Annotated in this window: 18 protein-coding genes; 15 read left to right on the top strand and 3 right to left on the bottom strand. The window is 72.2% G+C overall.

Annotated features, from left to right (window positions below):
• Nucleotides 1-331 precede the first annotated feature (331 nt).
• The 4 genes from ABZ858_RS30660 to ABZ858_RS30645 all read left to right on the top strand — a co-directional run bounded on the left by ABZ858_RS30660 (nt 332) and on the right by ABZ858_RS30645 (nt 4,137).
• Nucleotides 332-1,156 carry a helix-turn-helix transcriptional regulator gene (locus ABZ858_RS30660; RefSeq protein ID WP_361386020.1) on the top strand — a complete coding sequence of 275 codons (825 nt, stop codon included), beginning with the start codon at nt 332-334 and terminating at the stop codon, nt 1,154-1,156.
• 145 nt (nt 1,157-1,301) lie between these two features.
• The gene (locus tag ABZ858_RS30655; RefSeq protein WP_361385828.1) at nt 1,302-2,762 is read left to right on the top strand and encodes an aldehyde dehydrogenase family protein; all 1,461 of its coding nucleotides are present in this window, start codon (nt 1,302-1,304) and stop codon (nt 2,760-2,762) included.
• Between the two features lie 159 nt (nt 2,763-2,921).
• Nucleotides 2,922-3,461, top strand: coding sequence for a DinB family protein (locus ABZ858_RS30650; protein WP_361385825.1), 540 nt, complete (start codon nt 2,922-2,924; stop codon nt 3,459-3,461).
• Nucleotides 3,462-3,486: 25 nt separating this feature from the next.
• On the top strand, nt 3,487-4,137 hold the full coding sequence (locus ABZ858_RS30645; protein WP_361385822.1) for a PadR family transcriptional regulator: 651 nt from the start codon (nt 3,487-3,489) through the stop codon (nt 4,135-4,137).
• Nucleotides 4,138-4,265: 128 nt separating this feature from the next.
• Here ABZ858_RS30645 and ABZ858_RS30640 read toward each other — a convergent pair whose 3' ends face one another.
• The gene (locus tag ABZ858_RS30640; RefSeq protein WP_361385819.1) at nt 4,266-5,558 is read right to left on the bottom strand and encodes an ion channel protein; all 1,293 of its coding nucleotides are present in this window, start codon (nt 5,556-5,558) and stop codon (nt 4,266-4,268) included.
• 131 nt (nt 5,559-5,689) lie between these two features.
• On the opposite strand from ABZ858_RS30640, the gene ABZ858_RS30635 reads away from it, so the two are divergent.
• The 10 genes from ABZ858_RS30635 to ABZ858_RS30590 all read left to right on the top strand — a co-directional run bounded on the left by ABZ858_RS30635 (nt 5,690) and on the right by ABZ858_RS30590 (nt 15,952).
• The gene (locus tag ABZ858_RS30635) at nt 5,690-6,451 is read left to right on the top strand and encodes a MerR family transcriptional regulator (protein WP_361385816.1); all 762 of its coding nucleotides are present in this window, start codon (nt 5,690-5,692) and stop codon (nt 6,449-6,451) included.
• 215 nt (nt 6,452-6,666) lie between these two features.
• Nucleotides 6,667-8,757, top strand: a complete 2,091-nt coding sequence (locus ABZ858_RS30630; protein ID WP_361386017.1) for an ABC transporter ATP-binding protein — start codon at nt 6,667-6,669, stop codon at nt 8,755-8,757.
• Nucleotides 8,754-10,238, top strand: a complete 1,485-nt coding sequence (locus ABZ858_RS30625) for an NAD(P)/FAD-dependent oxidoreductase (RefSeq protein WP_361385813.1) — start codon at nt 8,754-8,756, stop codon at nt 10,236-10,238. The genes ABZ858_RS30630 and ABZ858_RS30625 overlap by 4 nt, the downstream gene beginning before the upstream one ends.
• 302 nt (nt 10,239-10,540) lie before the next feature.
• Nucleotides 10,541-11,299, top strand: coding sequence for a class I SAM-dependent methyltransferase (locus ABZ858_RS30620; RefSeq protein ID WP_361385810.1), 759 nt, complete (start codon nt 10,541-10,543; stop codon nt 11,297-11,299).
• A gap of 27 nt (nt 11,300-11,326) precedes the next feature.
• Complete coding sequence (locus tag ABZ858_RS30615) at nt 11,327-11,689, top strand: helix-turn-helix domain-containing protein (RefSeq protein ID WP_361385808.1); 363 nt, start codon at nt 11,327-11,329, stop codon at nt 11,687-11,689.
• A 223-nt stretch (nt 11,690-11,912) separates the two neighbouring features.
• Nucleotides 11,913-12,821 carry an alpha/beta hydrolase gene (locus ABZ858_RS30610; RefSeq protein WP_361385805.1) on the top strand — a complete coding sequence of 303 codons (909 nt, stop codon included), beginning with the start codon at nt 11,913-11,915 and terminating at the stop codon, nt 12,819-12,821.
• Nucleotides 12,818-13,402 carry a hypothetical protein gene (locus ABZ858_RS30605; protein ID WP_361385802.1) on the top strand — a complete coding sequence of 195 codons (585 nt, stop codon included), beginning with the start codon at nt 12,818-12,820 and terminating at the stop codon, nt 13,400-13,402. The genes ABZ858_RS30610 and ABZ858_RS30605 overlap by 4 nt, the downstream gene beginning before the upstream one ends.
• Nucleotides 13,403-13,529: 127 nt before the next feature.
• Nucleotides 13,530-13,712: a linaridin family RiPP gene (locus ABZ858_RS30600; RefSeq protein WP_361385799.1), complete on the top strand. Its 183-nt coding sequence runs from the start codon at nt 13,530-13,532 to the stop codon at nt 13,710-13,712.
• 297 nt (nt 13,713-14,009) lie between these two features.
• On the top strand, nt 14,010-14,762 hold the full coding sequence (locus tag ABZ858_RS30595; RefSeq protein ID WP_361385796.1) for a hypothetical protein: 753 nt from the start codon (nt 14,010-14,012) through the stop codon (nt 14,760-14,762).
• Between the two features lie 128 nt (nt 14,763-14,890).
• Nucleotides 14,891-15,952 (top strand): VTT domain-containing protein, encoded by a 1,062-nt coding sequence (locus tag ABZ858_RS30590; RefSeq protein ID WP_361385793.1) that lies wholly within the window; start codon nt 14,891-14,893, stop codon nt 15,950-15,952.
• Between the two features lie 73 nt (nt 15,953-16,025).
• On the opposite strand, the gene ABZ858_RS30585 is transcribed toward ABZ858_RS30590, so the two are convergent.
• A complete protein-coding gene (locus ABZ858_RS30585) occupies nt 16,026-17,810 on the bottom strand; it encodes a threonine/serine exporter family protein (RefSeq protein WP_361385790.1) in 1,785 nt (594 codons plus the stop codon).
• Nucleotides 17,811-17,924: 114 nt separating this feature from the next.
• Nucleotides 17,925-18,416 carry an inorganic diphosphatase gene (locus ABZ858_RS30580; RefSeq protein ID WP_360971414.1) on the bottom strand — a complete coding sequence of 164 codons (492 nt, stop codon included), beginning with the start codon at nt 18,414-18,416 and terminating at the stop codon, nt 17,925-17,927.
• Between the two features lie 79 nt (nt 18,417-18,495).
• Here ABZ858_RS30580 and dacB point away from each other — a divergent pair, with 79 nt between their 5' ends.
• The gene (gene dacB, locus ABZ858_RS30575) at nt 18,496-20,127 is read left to right on the top strand and encodes a D-alanyl-D-alanine carboxypeptidase/D-alanyl-D-alanine-endopeptidase (protein WP_361385787.1); all 1,632 of its coding nucleotides are present in this window, start codon (nt 18,496-18,498) and stop codon (nt 20,125-20,127) included.
• Nucleotides 20,128-20,183 lie beyond the last annotated feature (56 nt).

Here is a 20,183-nt window from a genome sequence, read left to right as displayed (position 1 = left end):
ATCGCGGTCGTTGCGATGCAGTGGCGTTGCGATGCAGCGGTGGCGCGGGACCATGGTTTCGGATGCGCACAGCAGATGCAAGGGCAGATGCACGTGCACGTGACCGAATTGGGCCTTCCCGTACGGCTTACTGGGCATTTTTTCCGCCATCTTCGCCCCCGCGGCTTGCCTCCTTCTTGCCGTCGAGTACGCGCTTTCTTCGCAGTCTTTCCGTTTCCGTAATCGCGCGAGTACTGCTCGGAGTGTTTTAGTGGCAGACTGCGGCTGCTGGAAACGGTTGGGGAGGCTGGCGAACGTGAGCGCGGGAGAGCCCGGATCGGTGGTGCGGCGCATGCTGCTCGGCTCGCAACTCAGGCGGCTGCGGGAAGCGCGGGGGATCACGCGGGAGGCGGCGGGCTATTCGATCCGCGCCTCGGAATCGAAGATCAGCCGGATGGAGCTGGGCCGGGTGAGCTTCAAGACCCGTGACGTGGAAGACCTGCTGACCCTCTACGGCATCACGGACGAGGCGGAGCGCACCTCGCTGCTCTCGCTCGCCAAGGAGGCCAACGTCGCGGGCTGGTGGCACAGTTACTCCGACGTCCTGCCCAACTGGTTCCCCACCTACGTGGGCCTGGAGGGCGCGGCGTCGCTGATCCGCGTCTACGAGGTGCAGTTCGTGCACGGACTGCTGCAGACCGAGGAGTACGCCCGCGCGGTGGTCCGGCGCGGCATGCGGGACGCGAGCGAGGCCGACGTGGAGCGGCGGGTGGCGCTGCGCCTGGAGCGGCAGAAGCACCTCGTCTCCGAGAGCGCCCCGGAACTGCACATCGTGCTGGACGAGGCCGCCCTGCGCCGCCCCTACGGCGACCGCCAGGTGATGCGCGGCCAGTTGCAGCACCTGATCGAGGTCTCCGAGCGGCCCAATGTGCGCCTCCAGGTGATGCCGTTCAGCTTCGGCGGGCACGCCGGCGAGTCCGGCGCCTTCACGCTGCTCAGCTTCCCCGAGTCCGACCTGTCGGACGTGGTCTATCTGGAGCAGCTCACCAGCGCCCTCTACCTGGACAAACGCGAGGACGTCACACAGTACGAGAAGGCCCTCGGAGAACTCCAGCACGACAGCCCCGGCCCGGACGAGAGCCGCGACGTGCTGCGGGGTCTGCTCCAGCTCTCCTAGGACCTGGCGCTTCCCTGAACCCTGGCTCTTCACGGCCCGGCCGGCCCTGGCCGCGGGCCGCCGGCGGCGTGCCCTCAACTGCTCTGCTGCGCGCGTACGATGACGTCGCATCAGGCAGCGCGCGAGCGGGGATACGAGGGATCACATGTCGTCCTACTTCACCGATCTGTCCCAGCAGTACATCGACGGCGAGTGGCGGCCGGGCACCGGCTCCTGGGACATCATCGACTTCAACCCGTACGACGGCGAGAAGCTGGCCTCGATCACCATAGCCACCGTCGACGAGGTGGATCAGGCGTACCGCGCCGCCGCCCGGGCGCAGCAGCAGTGGGCCGCCACCAACCCCTACGCGCGGCGCGCGGTCCTGGAGAAGGCGCTGCGGCTGGTCGAGGAGCGCGAGCGGGAGATCACCGAGGTGATCATCGCGGAGCTGGGCGGTACGCACCTCAAAGCGGCCTTCGAGCTCCACCTCGTCAAGGAGTTCCTGCGCGAGGCGGCGCACCTGGCCCTCGCCCCGGAGGGGAAGATCCTGCCCTCCCCGGCCGACGGCAAGGAGAACCGGGTCTACCGCGTCCCGGTCGGTGTCGTGGGCGTGATCAGCCCGTTCAACTTCCCCTTCCTGCTGTCGGTCAAGTCGGTCGCCCCGGCGCTCGCGCTCGGCAACGCCGTGGTGCTCAAGCCGCACCAGGACACCCCGGTCGCGGGCGGCACCCTGGTCGCGAAGCTCTTCGAGGACGCGGGGCTGCCCGGCGGCCTGCTCAACGTCGTCGTCACGGACATCGCCGAGATCGGGGACGCCTTCCTGGAGCACCCGGTGCCCAAGGTCATCTCCTTCACCGGTTCCGACACGGTCGGCCGGCACGTGGCCACCGTCTGCGCCGCGCGCTTCAAGCGCGCGGTCCTGGAAATGGGCGGCAACAGCGCGATCGTGGTCCTGGACGACGCCGACCTCGACTACGCGGTCGACGCGGCCGTCTTCAGCCGCTACGTCCACCAGGGCCAGGTCTGCATGGCCGCCAACCGCGTCCTGGTGGACCGTTCGATCGCCGGGGAGTTCACCGAGAAGTTCGTCGCCAAGGTGAAGTCGCTGAAGGTCGGCGACCCGGGCGATCCGGGGACCGTCATCGGCCCGGTGATCAACTCCACCCAGGCGAACGCCCTGTCCGGCACCGTCGAGCAGGCGATCGCCGAGGGAGCCACGGCCCTGCTGCACGGCACCGTCACCGACAATCTGGTCGCGCCGTCCGTGCTGACGGACGTGCCCGCCGGCTCCGCGCTGCTCCGGCAGGAGGTCTTCGGCCCGGTCGCCTTCCTCATCCCGTTCGACGGCGAGGAGGAGGCGGTCCGGATCGTCAACGACACCCCGTACGGCCTCAGCGGCGCCGTGCACACGGCGGACATCGAGCGTGGTGTCGCCTTCGCCCGGCGGATCGACACCGGCATGTTCCACGTGAACGACGGCACCGTCCACGACGAGCCGCTGGTCCCCTTCGGCGGCGAGAAGCACTCGGGCGTCGGCCGGCTGAACGGCGAGACGACGGTGGACGCCTTCACCACGGTGAAGTGGATCTCGGTGCAGCGCGGCCGCAGCGGCTTCCCGTTCTAGGGCCTGCCGAGAAGCCCGTTCCAGGGCCTGCCGAGAAGGAGGCGGGAGCGCCTGCCGCCCGGCCCTTGCGGACAGAAACTGACCGCAAGGGTCCGTAGCGTCGTCGGTGTCAGGAGGAAGACCTGGCGAGGAGACGACCCGACGGAAAGGCGGCCGGTCATGGTCACTCACGTACCCGCGGAGGCACAGGGCGACGAGCGGGGCGCGCTGCTGGCGTTCCTGGAGGAGCAGCGCGGCGGCATCCGGCGGGCGCTGCTCGGGCTGACCGAGGAGCAGGCCCGTACCCGGCCGAGCGCGAGCGAGCTGTCCCTGGGCGGGCTGCTCAAGCATGTCGCCGAGGTCGAGCAGGGCTGGATCGCCCGGGCCAGGCAGAAGCCGCCGGCCGTGCACCGCGACCAGTCCAACTGGGACGAGTGCTTCCGGCTGGCCGGGGACGAGACCGTCGCCGGGCAGCTGGAGTACTGGGAGAAGGTCGCCGCGGAGACCGAGGCGTACGTCCGCTCGGTGCCCGGCCTGGACGACACCTTCCCGCTGCCGGACGACCCCTGGTTCCCGCCGGACGAGCGGGTGTCCGTGCGGTGGCTGTGCCTGCACCTGATCCGGGAGACCGCACGGCACGCCGGGCACGCCGACATCGTCCGCGAGTCGCTGGACGGGAAGACGGCCTTCGAGCTGGTGGCCCTCGCGCAGCGGGGCTGAGCCCCGGCGCCATAACCTGGACCCCATGTCAGCGATCCGACTCCTGGTCCTGGGCGCCGTCCGCCAGCACGGGCGGGCCCACGGCTATCAGGTACGCGGCGACCTGGAGTACTGGGGCGCGCACGAATGGTCCAACGCCAAGCCCGGCTCGATCTACCACGCCCTCAAGCAGCTGGCGAAGCAGGGACTGCTGTACGCCCATGAGGTGGCCCCCTCGACGGCGGGCGGCCCGCCCCGCACCGAGTACGAGATCACCGGCGCGGGCACGGACGAGTACTTCCGGCTGCTGCGCGAGGCCCTGGCCTCCCGGGACCGCGGCATCGACGGCATCGACGTGCTCTCCGCGGCGATCGGCTTCATGGTCGACCTGGAACGCGCGGAGGCGGTCCGGCTGCTGCGCGAACGCCTGGACGGCCTGGCGCGGTGGCGGGACTCCGTCACGGAGCACTACGTCCCCGAGGACGGCCCCGAGAAGCTCGGCCACATCGGCGAGATCATGAACATGTGGCTGCACACGGCCGACGGCGAGGCCGCGTGGACCCGGGGTCTGATCGAGCGTGTCGAGGCGGGCGCGTACACCTTCGCGGGCGAGGGCGAGCCGTTCGTCGCCGTCCTGCCCGAGGGCGGGGAGAACCCGTACGCGACGGGCGAGCGGCACCCGGACGACGACCGCTGAGCCCGCCGGCCCGGGGGCCGACGCACCGCCGGGCCTTGTCGGCCCCTGCCGATCCGGGGATCGGCGCGCCTGCGGGCCCTGCCGCTCCCGGGCGTCTGCGCATCGCCGGGCCTCGGCTGTCCCGGCCGTCACCGCACCGCCGCCCCGTCCCCCCGCAGCCGCATCTGCGGCCGGCCGGTCACCAGCAGCCAGGCCGGGAGTGAGGCGGCGCACAGGAGGGTCAGCAGGGTCGGTGAGGAGACCAGGACGGCGGCCGTGAACAGGCTCATCCAGCCCTGCCGGGTCACGGCCAGCAGCATGCCGAGCACGCCCGCCGCCACGCCGAGCGCGGGCGGCACCGCGGGCACCAGGGCGTGGCCGGCGAGGCCGAGCGCGGCGCCGATGAAGACGGACGGGAAGATCCGGCCGCCGCGGAAGCCGCAGGACGCGGCGACGAGCAGCGCGGCCAGCTTCACCACGGCCAGCACGGCGAACTGCCCGGCCGTCCAGCCCCCGGGGTCCCGGGCCAGCTCGGCGACCTCCGAGAGCCCTTTGAACAGGGTCAGCCGGCCGCCCAGTACGCCCAGCAGCCCCAGCACCAGGCCGCCCGCCGTGAGCGCGGCCACCGGATGGCGGAGCCGGGCGAAGGCGCGGTGGACGTACGGGAAGGCGTACACGGCGGTGAGGCCGAGCAGCGCGCCCGCGACGGCGATCACCAGGGCGGCGAGCAGATCGGACCAGTGCGGCCGGCCGAAGGGCGGCAGGCCCAGGTCGAAGGTGGGGCGGGCGACCAGTGTGGTGGTCATCGCGCCGGCGGTCCCGGCGGCCAGCGGCGCGAAGAGGCTGTCCCAGAGCAGGCCCTTCGTCGGCCGTCCGGCCAGCGCCTCGGAGACGACCAGCGCGGCGGCCACCGCCGTGCCGAACAGGGCGCCGATGGTCGCCGCCTCCGCCAGCAGCGGCCACAGCGCGTCCGGCAGCCGGGGCCGCAGCCGGCGGCCCAGCCAGAACGCCAGGGCCGCGTTCACCATGATGATCGGGTTCTCCGGGCCCAGGCTCGGGCCGCCGGCCAGCATCAGCATGGCCGCGAGGAGCAGGCCCGGCAGCACCGCCGGCGGCAGCGGGGCGGCGGACAGGCCGAGCGTGGCCGGGTCGGGGCCCGCGTGCCCCGGTACCTTCCACACCACCAGACCCACCAGGACACCGGTCGCGGTCAGCATGACCAGGATCCACCCGGCGGAGTAGCGGCCGATGCCCAGCGCGTCGGGCAGGTTCTCCCACAGCACGCTCTGCAGCCGCTCGGCCAGCCCGCTCACCAGCAGGTACAGCAGACTGGAGGCGATCCCCACGACGAGCGCGGGCAGGATCAGCGGCAGCAGGGCGCGGGCCGGCGCCGACGGCGCGGCGGGGGCGGCGGAGGCCTGCCGTTCGGTGCCCTGGGTCACCGGCTCACGATATGCGGACGAAGTGCGCGAAAGGCGCACAACCTCCGGGGCGGCCGCGGACGTGTCCCCGCACTTGCACCTCACGCGGCGTGAGGACGGATCGTGGAGCGCGTACCGAGAAGGGAGCGGAAGTGGACTATTCCGTGGGACAGGTCGCCGGATTCGCCGGGGTGACGGTGCGCACGCTGCACCACTACGACGACATCGGCCTGCTCGTCCCGGGCGGGCGCAGCCACGCGGGCCACCGGCGCTACAGCGAGGCGGACCTCGACCGGCTGCAGCAGATCCTGTTCTACCGGGAACTCGGCTTCCCGCTCGACGAGGTCGCGGCCCTGCTGGACGACCCGGAGGCGGACCCCCGCGCGCACCTGCGCCGGCAGCACGACCTGCTGACCGCCCGGATCGAGAGGCTGCAGAAGATGGCCGCGGCCGTGGAGCACGCCATGGAGGCACGGAAGATGGGGATCAACCTCACGCCCGAGGAGCGGTTCGAGGTGTTCGGGGACAAGGACCCCGGGCAGTACGCGGACGAGGCGGAGCAGCGCTGGGGCGGCACGGCGGCGTACGCCGAGTCGCAGCGCCGCGCGGCCCGCTACACCAAGGAGGACTGGAAGCGCATCCAGGCCGAGGCCGACGCCTGGGGCGAGCGGTACGCGGCTCTGGTGGCCGCCGGGGAGCCGCCGGCCGGTCCGGCGGCCATGGACCTGGCCGAGGAGCACCGGCGCCACATCGGCACCTGGTTCTTCGAGTGCCCGTACGAGATGCACCGGTGCCTGGGGGAGATGTACGTCTCCGACGAGCGCTTCAAGGCGTTCTACGACTCCCTGCGGCCGGGCCTCGCCGAGCACCTCGCGGCGGCGATCGCGGCGAACGCGGACCGCCGTCAGGCGTGAGGGACGGCCGATTCCCGGGGGCCGCCTGCCGCCCCCGGGAATAGCGCCGGTAAAGGCAAGCAAAAGCAGCGCGTTAATTGACGCCGATCGGCGTGTCGTACCCGTAATTCGGGGACCGCTCGCCCGCCGGTCAATTAACCCATAACTTTATCCGATACCGGGTGTTAGCTTGAGCGTTCTGACGGCGGAGTCCGCGCGGGGGAGCGCTCATGGCGATGCACGGGGAAGAGGCGAGCCCGGGAGCCGGGGCCGCGCACGGGGCGGGGTCGGTCGCGAGGGTCGCGAGGAAGCACACCGGGCTGCTGCTCACCGGCGTCCTGCTCGGCCTGCTGGGAGTGGGCGCCTCGCTCGCCCAGCCGTGGGCCGTCGGGCAGCTGATCGAGGCGGCGGCCCGGGGCACCCCGATGACCCGCCCGGCCGCACAGCTCGCCGGTCTCTTCTGCGCGAGCGCCCTCTTCTCCGCGCTCCAGGCCTATGCCATCGGGCGGGCCGGGGAGAACATCGTCCTCGACGTCCGCGAGGTCCTGGTCGGACGGATCCTGCGGGCCGATCTCACCGCGTTCGAGAAGGAGTCGCAGGGGGACGTCTTCACCCGCGCCGTCACCGACACCTCCCTGGTGCGGATCGCCCTCTCGCAGAGCCTCGCCCAGCTGATCGTCAGCGGTGCCACGGTCGTCGGCGGTGTGGTGCTGATGTTCCTCATCGACCTGTGGCTGATGGCCGTCACCCTCGGCTGCCTGGGCGCCGCCAGCGTGCTGTCCATCGTGCTCGCCCGGAAGCTGCGCGGAGAGGCCCTGCGGAACCGGGAGGACACCGGCGCGTTCGCGAGCGGCGTGCAGCGCGTGCTGTCCGTGCTGCCCACGGTGAAGGCGTCCCGCGCCGAGTCCCGCGAGGCCGCCCGCATCGGGGGACTGGCCGCGCGGACACGGCGTTCCGGCATCCGGGTCAACGCCTACAACGCGCTGCTGATGCCGTCCATGAACGTCGGCACGCAGGGCGCCCTGGCCGTCGTCGTGGGCGTCGGCATGGCCCGGGTGGCCCGCGGCGAGATGGACACGGCGAGTCTGACCACGTTCATCATGTACCTCTTCCAACTGGTCTCGCCGCTGGTGCTGTTCTTCATGGGCGTGGGCCAGTTCGTCCAGGGCCGCGCCGCCGTGCAGCGGGTGGACGAGCTGGCCCGGCTGCCCCAGGAGGACGGGGGCACGGCCGGCGCGGCGCACCCGGCGTCCCTCGGCGCACCGGCCCCGTACCGGACGGCGGTCGAGTTCCAGGACGTGCGCTTCGCCTACCGGAGGGGGGAGCGGGCGGAGCGCACGCAGGTGCTCGACGGTGTCTCCTTCAGCGTGCCGGCCCACGGGCTGACGGCGGTGGTGGGGCCCTCCGGGGCGGGCAAGACCACCCTGTTCCAGCTGATCGAGCGCTTCTACCCGGTGGACGCCGGCCGCGTGCTGCTCGGCGGGCAGGACATCGCCACCCTGCCCCTGGACACGGTCCGCGGGCTGGTGGGCTACGTCCAGCAGGACAGCGCGGCCCTGCGCGGCACCCTCCGCGAGAACCTGACCTACGCCGCCCCGCACGCGGATGACGACGCCGTCCGGGAGGCGGTGGAGATGGCCGGCCTCACCTCGGTGATCGACCGCCTGCCGCACGGCCTCGACACCGAACTCGGCGACCAGGGCTCCGGGTTGTCCGGCGGCCAGCGCCAGCGCCTGTGCATCGCCCGCACGCTGTTGCAGCGGCCCGCGGTGATGCTGCTGGACGAGGCCACCTCCCATCTGGACTCCGAGACGGAGCGGGACTTCCGTGACGTGCTGCGCGGGGTGTCCCGGCGGTGCGCGGTCATCGCGATCGCCCACCGGATCTCCACGGTGATCGACGCCGACGAGATCGTGGTGCTGGAGGCGGGCCGGGTCCGGGCCACCGGCACGCATCACGACCTGATGCGCAGCGACGACCTCTACCGGCGCCTGGCCGGCTCGCAACTGCACGCCGGACTCGCACCGGCCCCCGGACTCGCACCGGCCCCCGGGCCCGCACCGGCCCCCGGACTCGCACCGGCCCCCGGGCCCGCACCGGCCCCCGGGCCCGCACCGGCTCCCGTACCCGCATCCGCATCCGGCAGCGCCGCGCGGGCGACGAGTCCGGACAGACGGGTGACCGGTCCGGACACGCGGGCGCCCGAGCCGGAACGGGCCGGACCCCGAGCACCCGAGCCCTCCTTCGCGGCCGGCCCACCGGCCCGTGCCGGGCACGGGGAGCGGCCGCCGCGGCTTCGGCCGGACGAGAGTGAGGAGCAGTGGTGAGTACCTCGGATGTCGCCATCGTGGGGACCGGGCCCAACGGCCTGGCGGCGGGCGTGGTCCTGGCCCGGGCCGGCCTGCGCGTGGAACTGCACGAGGGGGCCGGGACGATCGGCGGAGGGCTGCGCACCGCCCCGCTCTTCGACTCCGGCGTGGTGCACGACATCTGCTCCGCCGTCCACCCCATGGCCGCCGCCTCGCCGTTCTTCCGCGCGTTCGACCTGGCGGCCCGCGGGGTCGAACTCCTGCAGCCCGAGATCAGCTACGCCCATCCGCTGGACGGCGGTCGGGCCGCCCTGGCCCACCGCTCACTGGCGGCGACCTGCGAGCACCTGGGCGCCGACGGACCCGCCTGGCGCCGGCTGATGGGCCCGCTGCTCCAGCACAGCGAAGCCGTGGTCGACCTCGTCCTCTCCGGGCGGCGCGCGCTGCCGCCGGACCCCGTGGCCGCCCTGCTGCTGGCGAGCCGGGTGGCGGTGCACGGCAGCGGGCTCGGCGCGGCGCGATTTCGGGGCGAGGAGGCGCCCGCCCTGCTCACCGGCGTCGCCGCGCACGCGGTCGGCAAGCTGCCGAGCGTGGCCTCCGCCGCGGTGGCCATGCTGCTGGGCCACCTGGCGCACGGGACGGGATGGCCGCTGCCGCGCGGCGGCAGCGGCCGTATCGCGCAGGCCCTGGCCGAGGACATCACGGCGCACGGCGGTGTCTTCCACACCGGGCACCACGTGCGGGACCTGGCCGAACTGCGCGGCACCCGCGTGGTGCTGCTCGACACCGGAGTCAAGGGGTTCCTGGCCCTCGCCGGCGGCCGGCTGCCCCGCGCCTACGCGCGCCGCCTGGAGCGGTTCCGCTACGGCCCGGGGGCCGCCAAGGTGGACTTCCTGGTCTCCGAGCCGATCCCCTGGAGCGACCCGGCGGTGGGCCGCGCCGGGACGGTGCACCTGGGCGGCACACACGCCGAGATGGTCCGGCAGGAGACGGCGAACACCCGCGGTGTGCGTACCGGGGAACCGTTCGTCCTGCTGGTGGACCCGGCGGTGACCGACCCCGGGCGGGCGCTGCCCGGGAAGCGCCCCGTGTGGGCGTACGCGCATGTGCCCAACGGCGACCCCACCGACCCCCATGAGCTGGTCCGGGCGAGGATCGAGCGCCACGCCCCCGGGTTCGGGGACACCGTCCTCGCCCACCGTTCCGTCACCGCCGCCGGGTACGAGTCGTACAACCCCAATTACGTCGGCGGGGACATCGGGTCCGGCGCCATGACGCTCTATCAGAGCCTCGCGCGGCCGGTACCGCGGCTCGATCCCTATCGCACGCCGCTGCCCGGAGTCTTTCTCTGCTCGGCGGCCACCCCGCCGGGTCCCAGCGTGCACGGAATGTCGGGATATCTGGCCGCGCTCTCCGCACTCCGGCATGCTTTCGGGATACGGGACATGCCCGACTTGGCGCCCCTTCCCGTACCGCACGCCTTGCCGGAGTCCCGGTGATTACGAGGCGCCGACGCGTCACTGACCGACCGTCAGGTCCTTTTATTCCAGGCGTGTTTGAGAGATCACCCACCCGATATTCACGGGGCGGCTGATATCGCATTTGGTACGGTGGGGGCAACGAGTCTCCCCACGGACTCCGTTGAGGCGTTACCGCGCTGCTGCTTCACCGACCACGCGGGTGGTCGCGGAGCTTTCCGCGACCGGTGCACCGGCGACTCGCTTCCCGCCGGGTGCCGACCCCTCGGCATAGTGACGCTCCCATCGGTATGTCAGTGGGGACAACACGAGGGGGAATACCTGTGGAAACCGCAGTCGACGACATAGGTTACGGCAGGCAGTTCGAGGGTTGGTACGACCGACTGATCCCGGACGACAGAATCACCGCCGAGGCCGTGCGGGCCCTGGCGGACCGCCATCCCGATCCCGGAGCGGGAACCCTTGAATTCGGTGTCGGCACCGGGCGGATCGCGCTTCCGCTCTCCCGGACCGTCGGCCGGGTGACCGGCGTGGACTCCTCCCCGGAGATGCTGGACGCGCTGCGCGGCAAGCTGCGGGACGGCGACGACGTCACGCCGGTGCACGGGGACATCCGCAGCTACACCTCCCCGTCCCGCTACGGGCTGGTGTACTGCGTCTGCGCCACCCTGTCGTGCCTGATCACCCCCGAGGACCAGCAGCGGGCCGTGCGGCGCGCCGCCGACCTGCTGGTTCCCGGTGGCCGACTGGTGATCGAGACGCACAACAAGCCGGCGATCCTGGCCCTTCACGAGGGCCGGACCCGCACCACGTACTTCGTGCCCTACCCGCGGCCGGGGACCGGGGTGCAGACCCATTCCGCCCTGCTCGACGGCGGCCTGTGGCAGTGCTCGCACATCCTCTACGAGGCCGACGGGACCAGCAGGGTGGGCAGCGAACTCACCCGGCTGACCACGCCGGACGACGTCGACGGTTACGCGCGCGCGGCCGGGCTGGAGCCGGAGGCCCGTATGTCGCGCTGGGACGGCACCCCGTACAGCGCGGGGTCACCCCTGTTCATGTGCAGCTACATCAAGCCGTGAACGCACTCCACACAGCACGCGGTTGCCATGAGGGGGTTGTCCGTGGGGCGTCCGCCAGCACTTCCGGCAGACAAGAAACTCGGCCTGGTCATGAGAGTGATGAGCGGTGAACTGACGGCGGCGGAAGCCGCGCGGGAAGCAGGGGTTTCCGAACAATCGGTGTCGAACTGGCGCCGGCAGTTCATCGAGGGAGGCCGCAACGGCCTGGCCGGCGATGGCGGCAGGGACACCGAGGAAGTCTCCCGCATAGCTGAACTGGCTAAAGAAAACGCTATGTTGAAAGCGACGATCGGCGAACTCTACATGGAACTGCGGAAATACGGCCGGAGCGTGATCGACAGGCCGCCGCAGCCGCGTGGGCGAACCCATCCCGGGCGGATGGCCAATTAACCCATAAAATGAGCCCGGCATTACGTGTTAGCTTTCCGGGCAGACAGTCACTTCACATCACGGGGGAGGGAATGTGGCGTCTTTGGAGCGCCAGTTTGCCGTCGGCATCACTGGATTGGCCGGCGCAAGCCTTCTGACCGGTGCGGTAACGCGATTCGCCGGTGCTCGCGAGCGTGCGCGCCGCTACCAGCTGCACGAGAGGCCGGACGGCAGCCTCGTCGAGGTGTGCGTCCATATTCCCGCGCGGGCCCGGCGCGCCGTTCTGCTGGACAACGGCATGGGCGCACCGCAGGAATACTGGGACTGGGTCTGCGGGGCACTTCCCGCGGACATGGGGTACGTGCGGTTCAACCGCCCCGGCTACGGGCTCAGCACGCCGGACACCGGCTACGGCCTGGAGTCGCGGTTCGAGCTGCTCCAGGAGCTGCGCGACACCTACCTCGCCGATCTCCCGGTCGTCCTGGCGGGCCACTCCCTGGGCGGGTACTTCGTGGCGGCCTACGCCTCGCTGCACCCGGACGCGGTGCGGGGCGTGACCCAGGTGGTGATGATCGACGCCACCGAGGTGGTCAGCCTGCGCCACGCCCGGCGGACCGACGTGGACCGCTGGTCCCACCAGCGGATGGTCATGGAGCGGGTGTTCGCCGCCACGGGGCTTTCGGTCTTCCGCCCCGCCATGAACGCGCACCAGCAGTACCGCCCGGACGTCAACCGCAGCTACCGGGCGTTCCTGGCGACGCCCCGCACCTGGGCCACCGCCCACCGGGAGTACCGGGACGCGATGACCTATCCGGAGCTGGCCGCCCTGGACTGCCCGCTGACCGTGGTCACCGCGGAGAACAACATCGGCGACAACACCCTGCACGCCGGGATCCAGGCCAGGCTGGCCGTCATCTCCCGGCGGGCCCGGCACCACTTCGTCGAAGGCTCCGATCACGAGTCCCTGCTCGCCGTGCGCCGGCACGCCGAGGAGGTGACGGAGCTGATCGCCGGGGAGCCGCCCGCCGAGCCGCTCGGGGCGTCGTGGCAGCCGTCCACCACCGGACGCCGGGCCGGTGCGGAGAAGCGGGCCGGTGCGGAGAAGGCGGAGAAGGCGGCGAAGACGGAGCGACGAGAGGAGGAACTGGCGTGATCATCAAGCTGGACACCGAGCGCGCGAAGACCGCCGCCGTCACGACGGCACTGGCGGCCTGGCTGGTCGCGACGGCCGCGGCGCAGATCCCCGAGCAGCGCTTCGACGGTCTCCTGAACCGCGGGAAGCTGCGCGTGCCCACCCCGAACTGGCGCTTCTTCGGGCCGAACCCGGGCGTCAAGGACAACCACCTGCTCTACCGCGACATCACGGCCGGCCGGCCCGGTGCGTGGACGGAGGTCCCGGTCGTCCACGACCGGCCGTGGTACGCACTGGCGTGGAACGCGCGCAACCGGAGCCCGAAGGCCCTGTTCGACGCGACCCAGCACACCCTCGCCCAGGCGGTCGCCTTCGGCTCGGCGGTGCTCCCCGTGACGACGGCCTCCGGCTACCGGCTGCTGGCCCGCTACATCCAGCGCCACCTGCCCCATGCCGAGGGCGCCTCGCACAGCCAGTTCATGCTGCTGCACTCGTATCCGACCAGCCCCGAGGACCGGCACATCGAACCGGTCTTCGTCTCCCTCGAATTCCCGCTGGAGGGAGACGTCACTCCCGCCGGCGCCCCCACCCTGGCCGCGTAGCGAGTCGACCGACCCTCTCGACTGGAAGCCGCGAGCTCACTCGGCACCGCGTACCGCGTGAGTCCGCGCCCTCCCGCCGAACGGCTGGAGAACTCGCCCGAGAAGTTCCGAGAGAAAAGAGGACATTGTGTCTGTTGTGGCCGACTTCGCCAACACCGAGCTGACCGACGTGCGTCCGGGCCGTATCGGCAACGACGCGACCCCGACCATGCTGACCCCGCTGGCCACCCTCGCCACCCCGGAGGGTGTCGCGGTGACCTCCGCGACCGCCTACGCGCTGCACGAGGTCACCAAGGACATCCAGCGCTGAAGCACCGGCCGGCCGGTGGTGCCGACCGGCACCGTTAGCTCCGGCTGACTGACGCAGGACCGACTGACGGAAAACGCGGCGGCACGGTACGCCCGATACGCGTACCGTGCCGCCGCTTTCCCCTCCACCGTACTCGCCTCACATCACCGGGAGCACCCCTCCATGTTCCTCAGCGCTCCGCCCGAGGTCACGGCACGCCGAGTGGCTTCGCTGGGTACGCTGGTCTCCGCACTGGAAATGCTGAGCCAGACACGTAAGTTCGAAGACGGCGAAATGCTGAGCGGCCAGGTGGCGAACATGCGCCCCGGATTCGCCAAGCGCTTTCCCCGGCTGACGCGCGCCCTCGAATCCAAGAAGGCGGCGGTCGCGCTCTACGGGATACAGGCGGGTGCTTCCGCCGCGACCCTGGTCTGGGGCCACAAGCGCGCGGTGCGCACGGCGGGCAGCGCCGTCCTGGCGGTGACCGGCGCGGCCGGGCGGCTGCGCTCCCCCTTCGGCGGCGACGGCGCCGACCAGCTCCAGCAAGTGATCAACATCGTGATCGCCTCGACCGGCACCTTCAAGGACGACGAGAAGGCCCGTGACGTCGCCATGCGCGCGCTGGCCCTGGAGACGACCATCTCCTACGTCGCCTCCGGCGTGGTCAAGCTGGTGTCCCCGGTGTGGCTCAGCGGGGAGGCGTTCGGCGGCGTCATCCGCACGCACAACTACGGGGACCAGCGCGTCTACCGGCTGGTGCACAAGTACCCGATCGCGGGCAGGCTGGTGACCTGGGGCACGATCGCCGCCGAGGTCTCCTTCCCGCTGGTCTTCGTGCTGCCCAAACCGGTCGCGAAGGCGTTCCTCGGCTCGATGACCCTGTTCCACCTGGGGATCGGACAGTTCATGGGCCTCAACCGCTTCGTCCTGGCCTTCGGGGCCACGCACCCGGCGCTGCTCTACGTCTTCGACCGGAGCGGGCGGAGCGGGCGGAGCGTGGAGCCGGCGGCCGCGAGGACCCCGGTGGCCGAGGCCCCCGTGCAGGCTCCCGTGCCGGCCCTCGCCGGGTAGACGACACGCGACCGCGGTGCATCCTGAGAGGGCCCGGGGAACCCGGGCCGGTCACCACGCGTTGATAGCTTTGGGCGAGCGCCACCTGCCGCCGTACCCACCCCCACCCCTCTCAGGAGCCCGGAACCGTGACGACGCTTGCCCTCGGCCCGAGCTGGCTGGATCCGAATTACCTCCTGGACACCTTCGGCATCTGGGGTCTCCTCCTCATCGTCTTCGCCGAGTCCGGCCTGCTCATCGGCTTCTTCCTGCCGGGTGACTCGCTGCTGTTCACCTGCGGCCTGCTGATCACCTCGCACCAGCTGGACTTCCCGCTGTGGGCCGCGGTCGCGCTCATCTGCCTGGCGGCGGTCCTGGGCGACCAGGCGGGCTACATGTTCGGCAAGAAGGTCGGGCCGTCCCTGTTCAACCGCCCCGACTCGCGCCTGTTCAAGCAGGAGAACGTCGCCAAGGCGCACGACTTCTTCGAGAAGTACGGCCCGAAGTCCCTGATCCTGGCCCGTTTCGTGCCCGTGGTGCGCACCTTCACGCCGATCATCGCGGGCGTCAGCGGCATGCGGTACCGCTCGTTCCTGACCTTCAACCTCATCGGCGGCGTGCTGTGGGGCGCCGGCGTCACCCTGCTCGGCTCCTGGCTGGGCAACATCGCGTTCGTGAAGGACAACATCGAGGCGATCCTGGTCCTGATCGTCCTCGTCTCGGTCGTCCCGATCGCCATCGAGTTCCTGCGGGCCCGCGCCAAGGCGAAGCACGAGCCGCGGCCGCCCGCCGCCCCCGAGGAGCCGTACGGGCAGCAGCAGCCCCAGGCTCGCCAGGAGCAGTACGCGCAGGGGCAGCCCTACGCGCCGCAGCCCGTCCTGGACGACGCCACCACCCGCCTGCGCCGCATCGAGCCCCCGTACCAGCCGCAGCAGCCCCAGTCCCCCCAGCAGCCGCAGTCCCCCCAGCCCTACGGCTACGACCAGGGCCAGTACCACGGCGGCGGTCAGTACCCGCAGCAGCAGGCACACGGAGACCAGCAGCCGTACGGCGACCAGCAGGCGTACGGAGTCCACCAGCCGTATGGCGACCAGCAGGCGTACGGAGACCACCAGCCGTACGGCGATCAGCAGCAGCCGTACGGCGACCAGCACGGCGGCCACGACCGGAGCGCGCCCTACCCGGAGGGCGGCGGCTACCGCGCGCCCTAGCTCTTCGCTCTGTCTTCTCCTCTTCCTTTTCCTCTTCGCGAGGCGCGTGTCGCGGCCGGGCGGCGGCGGGCGGTCAGAAGCCGCGGGTGCGCTTCGCGGCCCGGCGGCCCGCCGCGCTGCCCGCCCCCGGCAGCCGCAGGAACAGCCGGGAGATCTCGGAGCCGAGGTTCACGCCGATCGCGATGGCCATCGCCAGCGACACCGCCTTGGCCAGGGACACCAGCCCCTTGTCGACGTGGTTCTGCGCGATCGACAGCAGGCCGAAGTACGTCGACGAGCCCGGCAGCAGCGGGCCGATCGCGGCGGTCGTGTAGGGCAGCGCGGAGGCGAACCGGTAGCGGGACAGCAGCTGCCCGAACAGCCCCACCAGGCCCGCCGCGGCGGCGGTGGAGGCCACCGGTGAGATGCCGCCGACCGAGTGCATCGCGCCGTACACCACCCAGGCGACCCCGCCGTTGAGCGTCACCCACAGCACGGTGGATCGTTCCTGCTGGAGCAGCACGGCGAAGGTCAGGGACAGCAGCATCGAGGCGATGATCTGCAGCACCGGCCGGTCGCTGCCCACCAGCGCCGCGTCCGGATTGAGCTGGGCGCCCAGCTTCACCCCGAAGTACAGGACCAGCAGCACACCGGTGACGATGCCGACGAAGAAGTACATGACCTCCAGCAGGCGCGCGGAGGCGGTGATGTAGAAGCCGGTCAGGCCGTCCTGCACCCCGGCCACCAGCGCCCGCCCGGGCAGCAGCGCGAACAGCCCACCGGTGATCACCGCGGACGCCTTCACGTCGACGTCCGCCACCGTGAGCGCCACACCGATCGCGGCCGGCGGCATCGCGGCCACCGTGAACTGGTAGAACTCCGGCAGCCCGCGGCCCGCGCACAGCCACGCCAGCCGGTCGCCGAGCATCGCGCCGAGGGCGGCGGCCACGAAGACCAGCAGATTGCCGCCGACGAGCAGGGCGGCGGCGCCGGCCAGCAGCCCGGCGGCCGAGGTCAGCGCCCAGCCGGGGTAGGGGTGCCGGTTGCGGCGTATCTCCGCCAGGCGCCGGTAGGCGTCCTCCAGGGAGACATGGGTCTCCGGGTCGCTCAGGTCGTCGACGAGCCGGAAGACGGCCGCCAGGCGGGTGTAGTCGGTGCCCCGGCGCCGTACCGTGCGCGACGCGGTGAGCGGGTCGTCCACCAGGGACGGCTGGTAGGAGATCGACAGCAGGGTGAAGGTGACGTTCGGCTCGCAGCGGTCCAGGCCGTAGGAGCGGCAGACCGCGAACATCGCCGCCTCCACGTCCTCGGCGCCCTCACCGCCGGCCAGCAGCAGCTCGCCGATCCGCAGGGTCAGGTCGAGCACGCGCGGGACGGCCGGGCCGCCCTCCTCCGCCTTCTGCACCTGCTCGGGCGCCGGCCGCTCGGTCACCGACATGCGCAGCATGGTGCGCATCCGGTCCTGCCAGGGGGCGTCCTTGATCAGGCTGACCGCGGGGGTGCCGCTCGGCGGCGTGAACGCGTACAGCGTCTCGCGGGCGCTGTAGGTGCTCGGCGGGGTGAACGCCGACCCCTCGGTCTCCGCGGTCCCCGGCTCGGGCACCGCCAGGCCGTCCGGGACGGCGAACTCCGAGGTCGTCTCGGACTCGCCGCCGGTCCTGGGCACGGCCAGCCCCTGGGGGAGGGCGAACTCGGACGTCGTGGACGACTCGTTGTCGACCGCCGGGAACACCGGGGTCATCCGGGTCACCTCGGTCACCTCGGCCATGTCGACCACAGGGATCACCTGTGTCGCCTGCGTCACCGACGAGCCGGCGGGGGGCCTGAACGCACTCCTCGCCTCGTCCGACTGCGGCTTGCGGTCCTCCGCATCCGTCACTGGGCAACGCTCCCTGAACGACACCTTCCGTATGCATCAGTATGCGCGGGTACCCCCGATCGCATGCCAAAAGGCCGCGTCACCCGGGGTGGCGCGGCCTTCCGACGGGGGCGGTCAGTGACCGCCGTGCTCCTCGAAACGCTTGCGGGAACGCTCGATCTCCGTCTCGGCGTCGGCGCGGCCCACCCAGTTGGCGCCCTCGACCGACTTGCCGGGCTCCAGGTCCTTGTAGACCTCGAAGAAGTGCTGGATCTCCAGGCGGTCGAACTCCGACACGTGGTGGATGTCACGCAGGTGCTCCACGCGCGGGTCGGACGCCGGCACGCACAGCAGCTTGTCGTCGCCGCCGGCCTCGTCCGTCATCCGGAACATGCCGATCGCGCGGCACTTGATGAGGCAGCCGGGGAAGGTCGGCTCGTCCAGGATGACCAGCGCGTCCAGCGGGTCGCCGTCCTCGCCGAGGGTGTCCTCGACGAAGCCGTAGTCGGCCGGGTAGCTGGTCGAAGTGAAGAGTCGACGGTCCAGGCGGATCCGACCGGTCTCGTGGTCCACCTCGTACTTGTTCCGCGAACCCTTCGGAATCTCGATCGTGACGTCGAACTCCACCGGTGGCTCCTCCATGATCAACACATAGTTCTGGTGATTAAGTGTCCCTCACGCAGGTGTGTGATCGCGAAAGGGGCTGGTGGTCGTGCCGGAGCTGAGGGGCTGGCAGGCCGCGCGACCGCGTCTGGCTCGCCTGGCGCGGACCGCACGACCGCGTCTGGCCCGCCTGGCGCAGGGCGCGCGCCCGGGTCTCACCCGAGCCGTACAGACCGTGAAACCGCAGGTCGCACGGCTTGCGTCGGCTGCCGGGCCGCGGCCTGGGCGGCCTCGGACCTGGCAGTACACCGCGGGTGCCGCCACCGCCGGGCTGGCGCTGGCCGCCGGTGTGGTGACCGCCGCCGGACCCTGGGACTCCACCGGTCAGCGTACGGCCGAGCGGGACCGGGCCGCCGCCCTGGGGCGCGCGGGTGGCGCAGATCACGGCCGCGGTTCCGATACGTCCGATGTGTCCTCCGGTACGTCCTCGGCGCCGAGCGCCGCCCCCGTGCTGGTCGGCCTCGGCGGCACCGGCACCGCGCTCACCTCGGCCGCCGGGGGCCCCGCCCTCGCCACCGTGCTCGGCCCGCTCCTGGACGACCCCGCCCTCGGTGTCCGCCGCTCCGCCGCGGTCGTCGACGTCGCCACCGGCCGCCGGCTGTACGGCAAGGGCGCCGACGACGGCTTCACCCCCGCCTCCACCACCAAGATCGCCACCGCGGTCGCCGCGCTGTCCGCCCTCGGCCCCGACCACCGCCTCACCACCCGCGCCGCCCTGGAGCCCGGCACCGGCCGGCTCGTCCTGATCGGCGGCGGCGACCCCACGCTCACCGCGCACCAGGCGGCCGGGGGCTGGGCGAGCCTGTGCACCCTGGCCGACGCCACGGCGGCCGCCCTCGCCGAGCGCGGCACGCACGAGGTGACGCTGTCGTACGACACCACCCTGTACGCCGGCTCCGGCCTGCACCCCATCGGCGTCAACGAGAACCTGGCCGAGGTCAGCGCCCTGACCGCCGACGAGGGCCGCACCGACGACTCGGCCGAGGGCCCGGCCCCGCGCGTCGCCGACCCGGCCGCGGACGCCGCCCGCGCCTTCGCCCGCTTCCTGGACGAGCGCGGCGTGCGGGCCACCGCCGATCCCGGCCCCGCCAAGGCGAGCGGCCGGGCGCGGACCGTCGCGGCCGTCTCCTCGCCGCCGTTGTCCGACGTGGTCGAGCGCATGCTCACCAACAGCGACAACGACATCGCCGAGGCCCTGGCCCGGCAGACGGCCGCGGCCACCGGCCGGCGCCCCGACTTCGCCGGCGGGGCGCAGGCCGTCGCCGCCCAGCTCGGCCGGCTCGGGCTGCCGCTGGGGGGCGCCGCGTTCCACGACGGCAGCGGCCTGGACCGCGGCGACCGGCTCACCGCCGACCTGCTGACCGCCCTGCTGCGCACCGCCGCCGCCCCCGGCCACCCCGAACTCCGCCCGGTCCTCACCGGCCTTCCGGTGGCCGGTTTCACCGGCACCCTCGCCGACCGCTACGCCGCGGGCGGCGCCGACGGCGCGGCCGGGATCGTCCGCGCCAAGACCGGCACCCTGACCGGCGTCAACACCCTGGCCGGCACGGCCGTCGACAAGGACGGCCACCTGCTGGCCTTCGCCTTCCTCACCGACGGCACCACCGACCCCGCGGCCGCCCAGGGGGCCCTGGACGCCACGGCGACGGCCCTGGCGGGGTGCGGCTGCGGGTAGCTCCGGCCGACGCCGCTGCTGGAGAAACCTTCCGGCGGGGTGGGGCGGGGCACTGC

The sequence above is a fragment of the Streptomyces sp. NPDC047017 genome, assembly GCF_040644175.1.
In the GTDB taxonomy this organism is placed as follows: domain Bacteria; phylum Actinomycetota; class Actinomycetes; order Streptomycetales; family Streptomycetaceae; genus Streptomyces.
The sequence above is the reverse complement of the archived record's forward strand: the minus strand, read 5'-3'. Positions and strand labels throughout refer to the sequence as shown.

Coding starts and splice junctions, on each gene's coding strand:
- ABZ858_RS30595 (WP_361385796.1), top strand. CDS start 14,010: ATGCGCCCCGGATTCGCCAAGCGCTTTCCCCGGCTGACGCGCGCCCTC.
- ABZ858_RS30630 (WP_361386017.1), top strand. CDS start 6,667: ATGCACGGGGAAGAGGCGAGCCCGGGAGCCGGGGCCGCGCACGGGGCG.
- ABZ858_RS30645 (WP_361385822.1), top strand. CDS start 3,487: ATGTCAGCGATCCGACTCCTGGTCCTGGGCGCCGTCCGCCAGCACGGG.
- ABZ858_RS30615 (WP_361385808.1), top strand. CDS start 11,327: ATGAGGGGGTTGTCCGTGGGGCGTCCGCCAGCACTTCCGGCAGACAAG.
- ABZ858_RS30655 (WP_361385828.1), top strand. CDS start 1,302: ATGTCGTCCTACTTCACCGATCTGTCCCAGCAGTACATCGACGGCGAG.
- ABZ858_RS30660 (WP_361386020.1), top strand. CDS start 332: ATGCTGCTCGGCTCGCAACTCAGGCGGCTGCGGGAAGCGCGGGGGATC.
- ABZ858_RS30650 (WP_361385825.1), top strand. CDS start 2,922: ATGGTCACTCACGTACCCGCGGAGGCACAGGGCGACGAGCGGGGCGCG.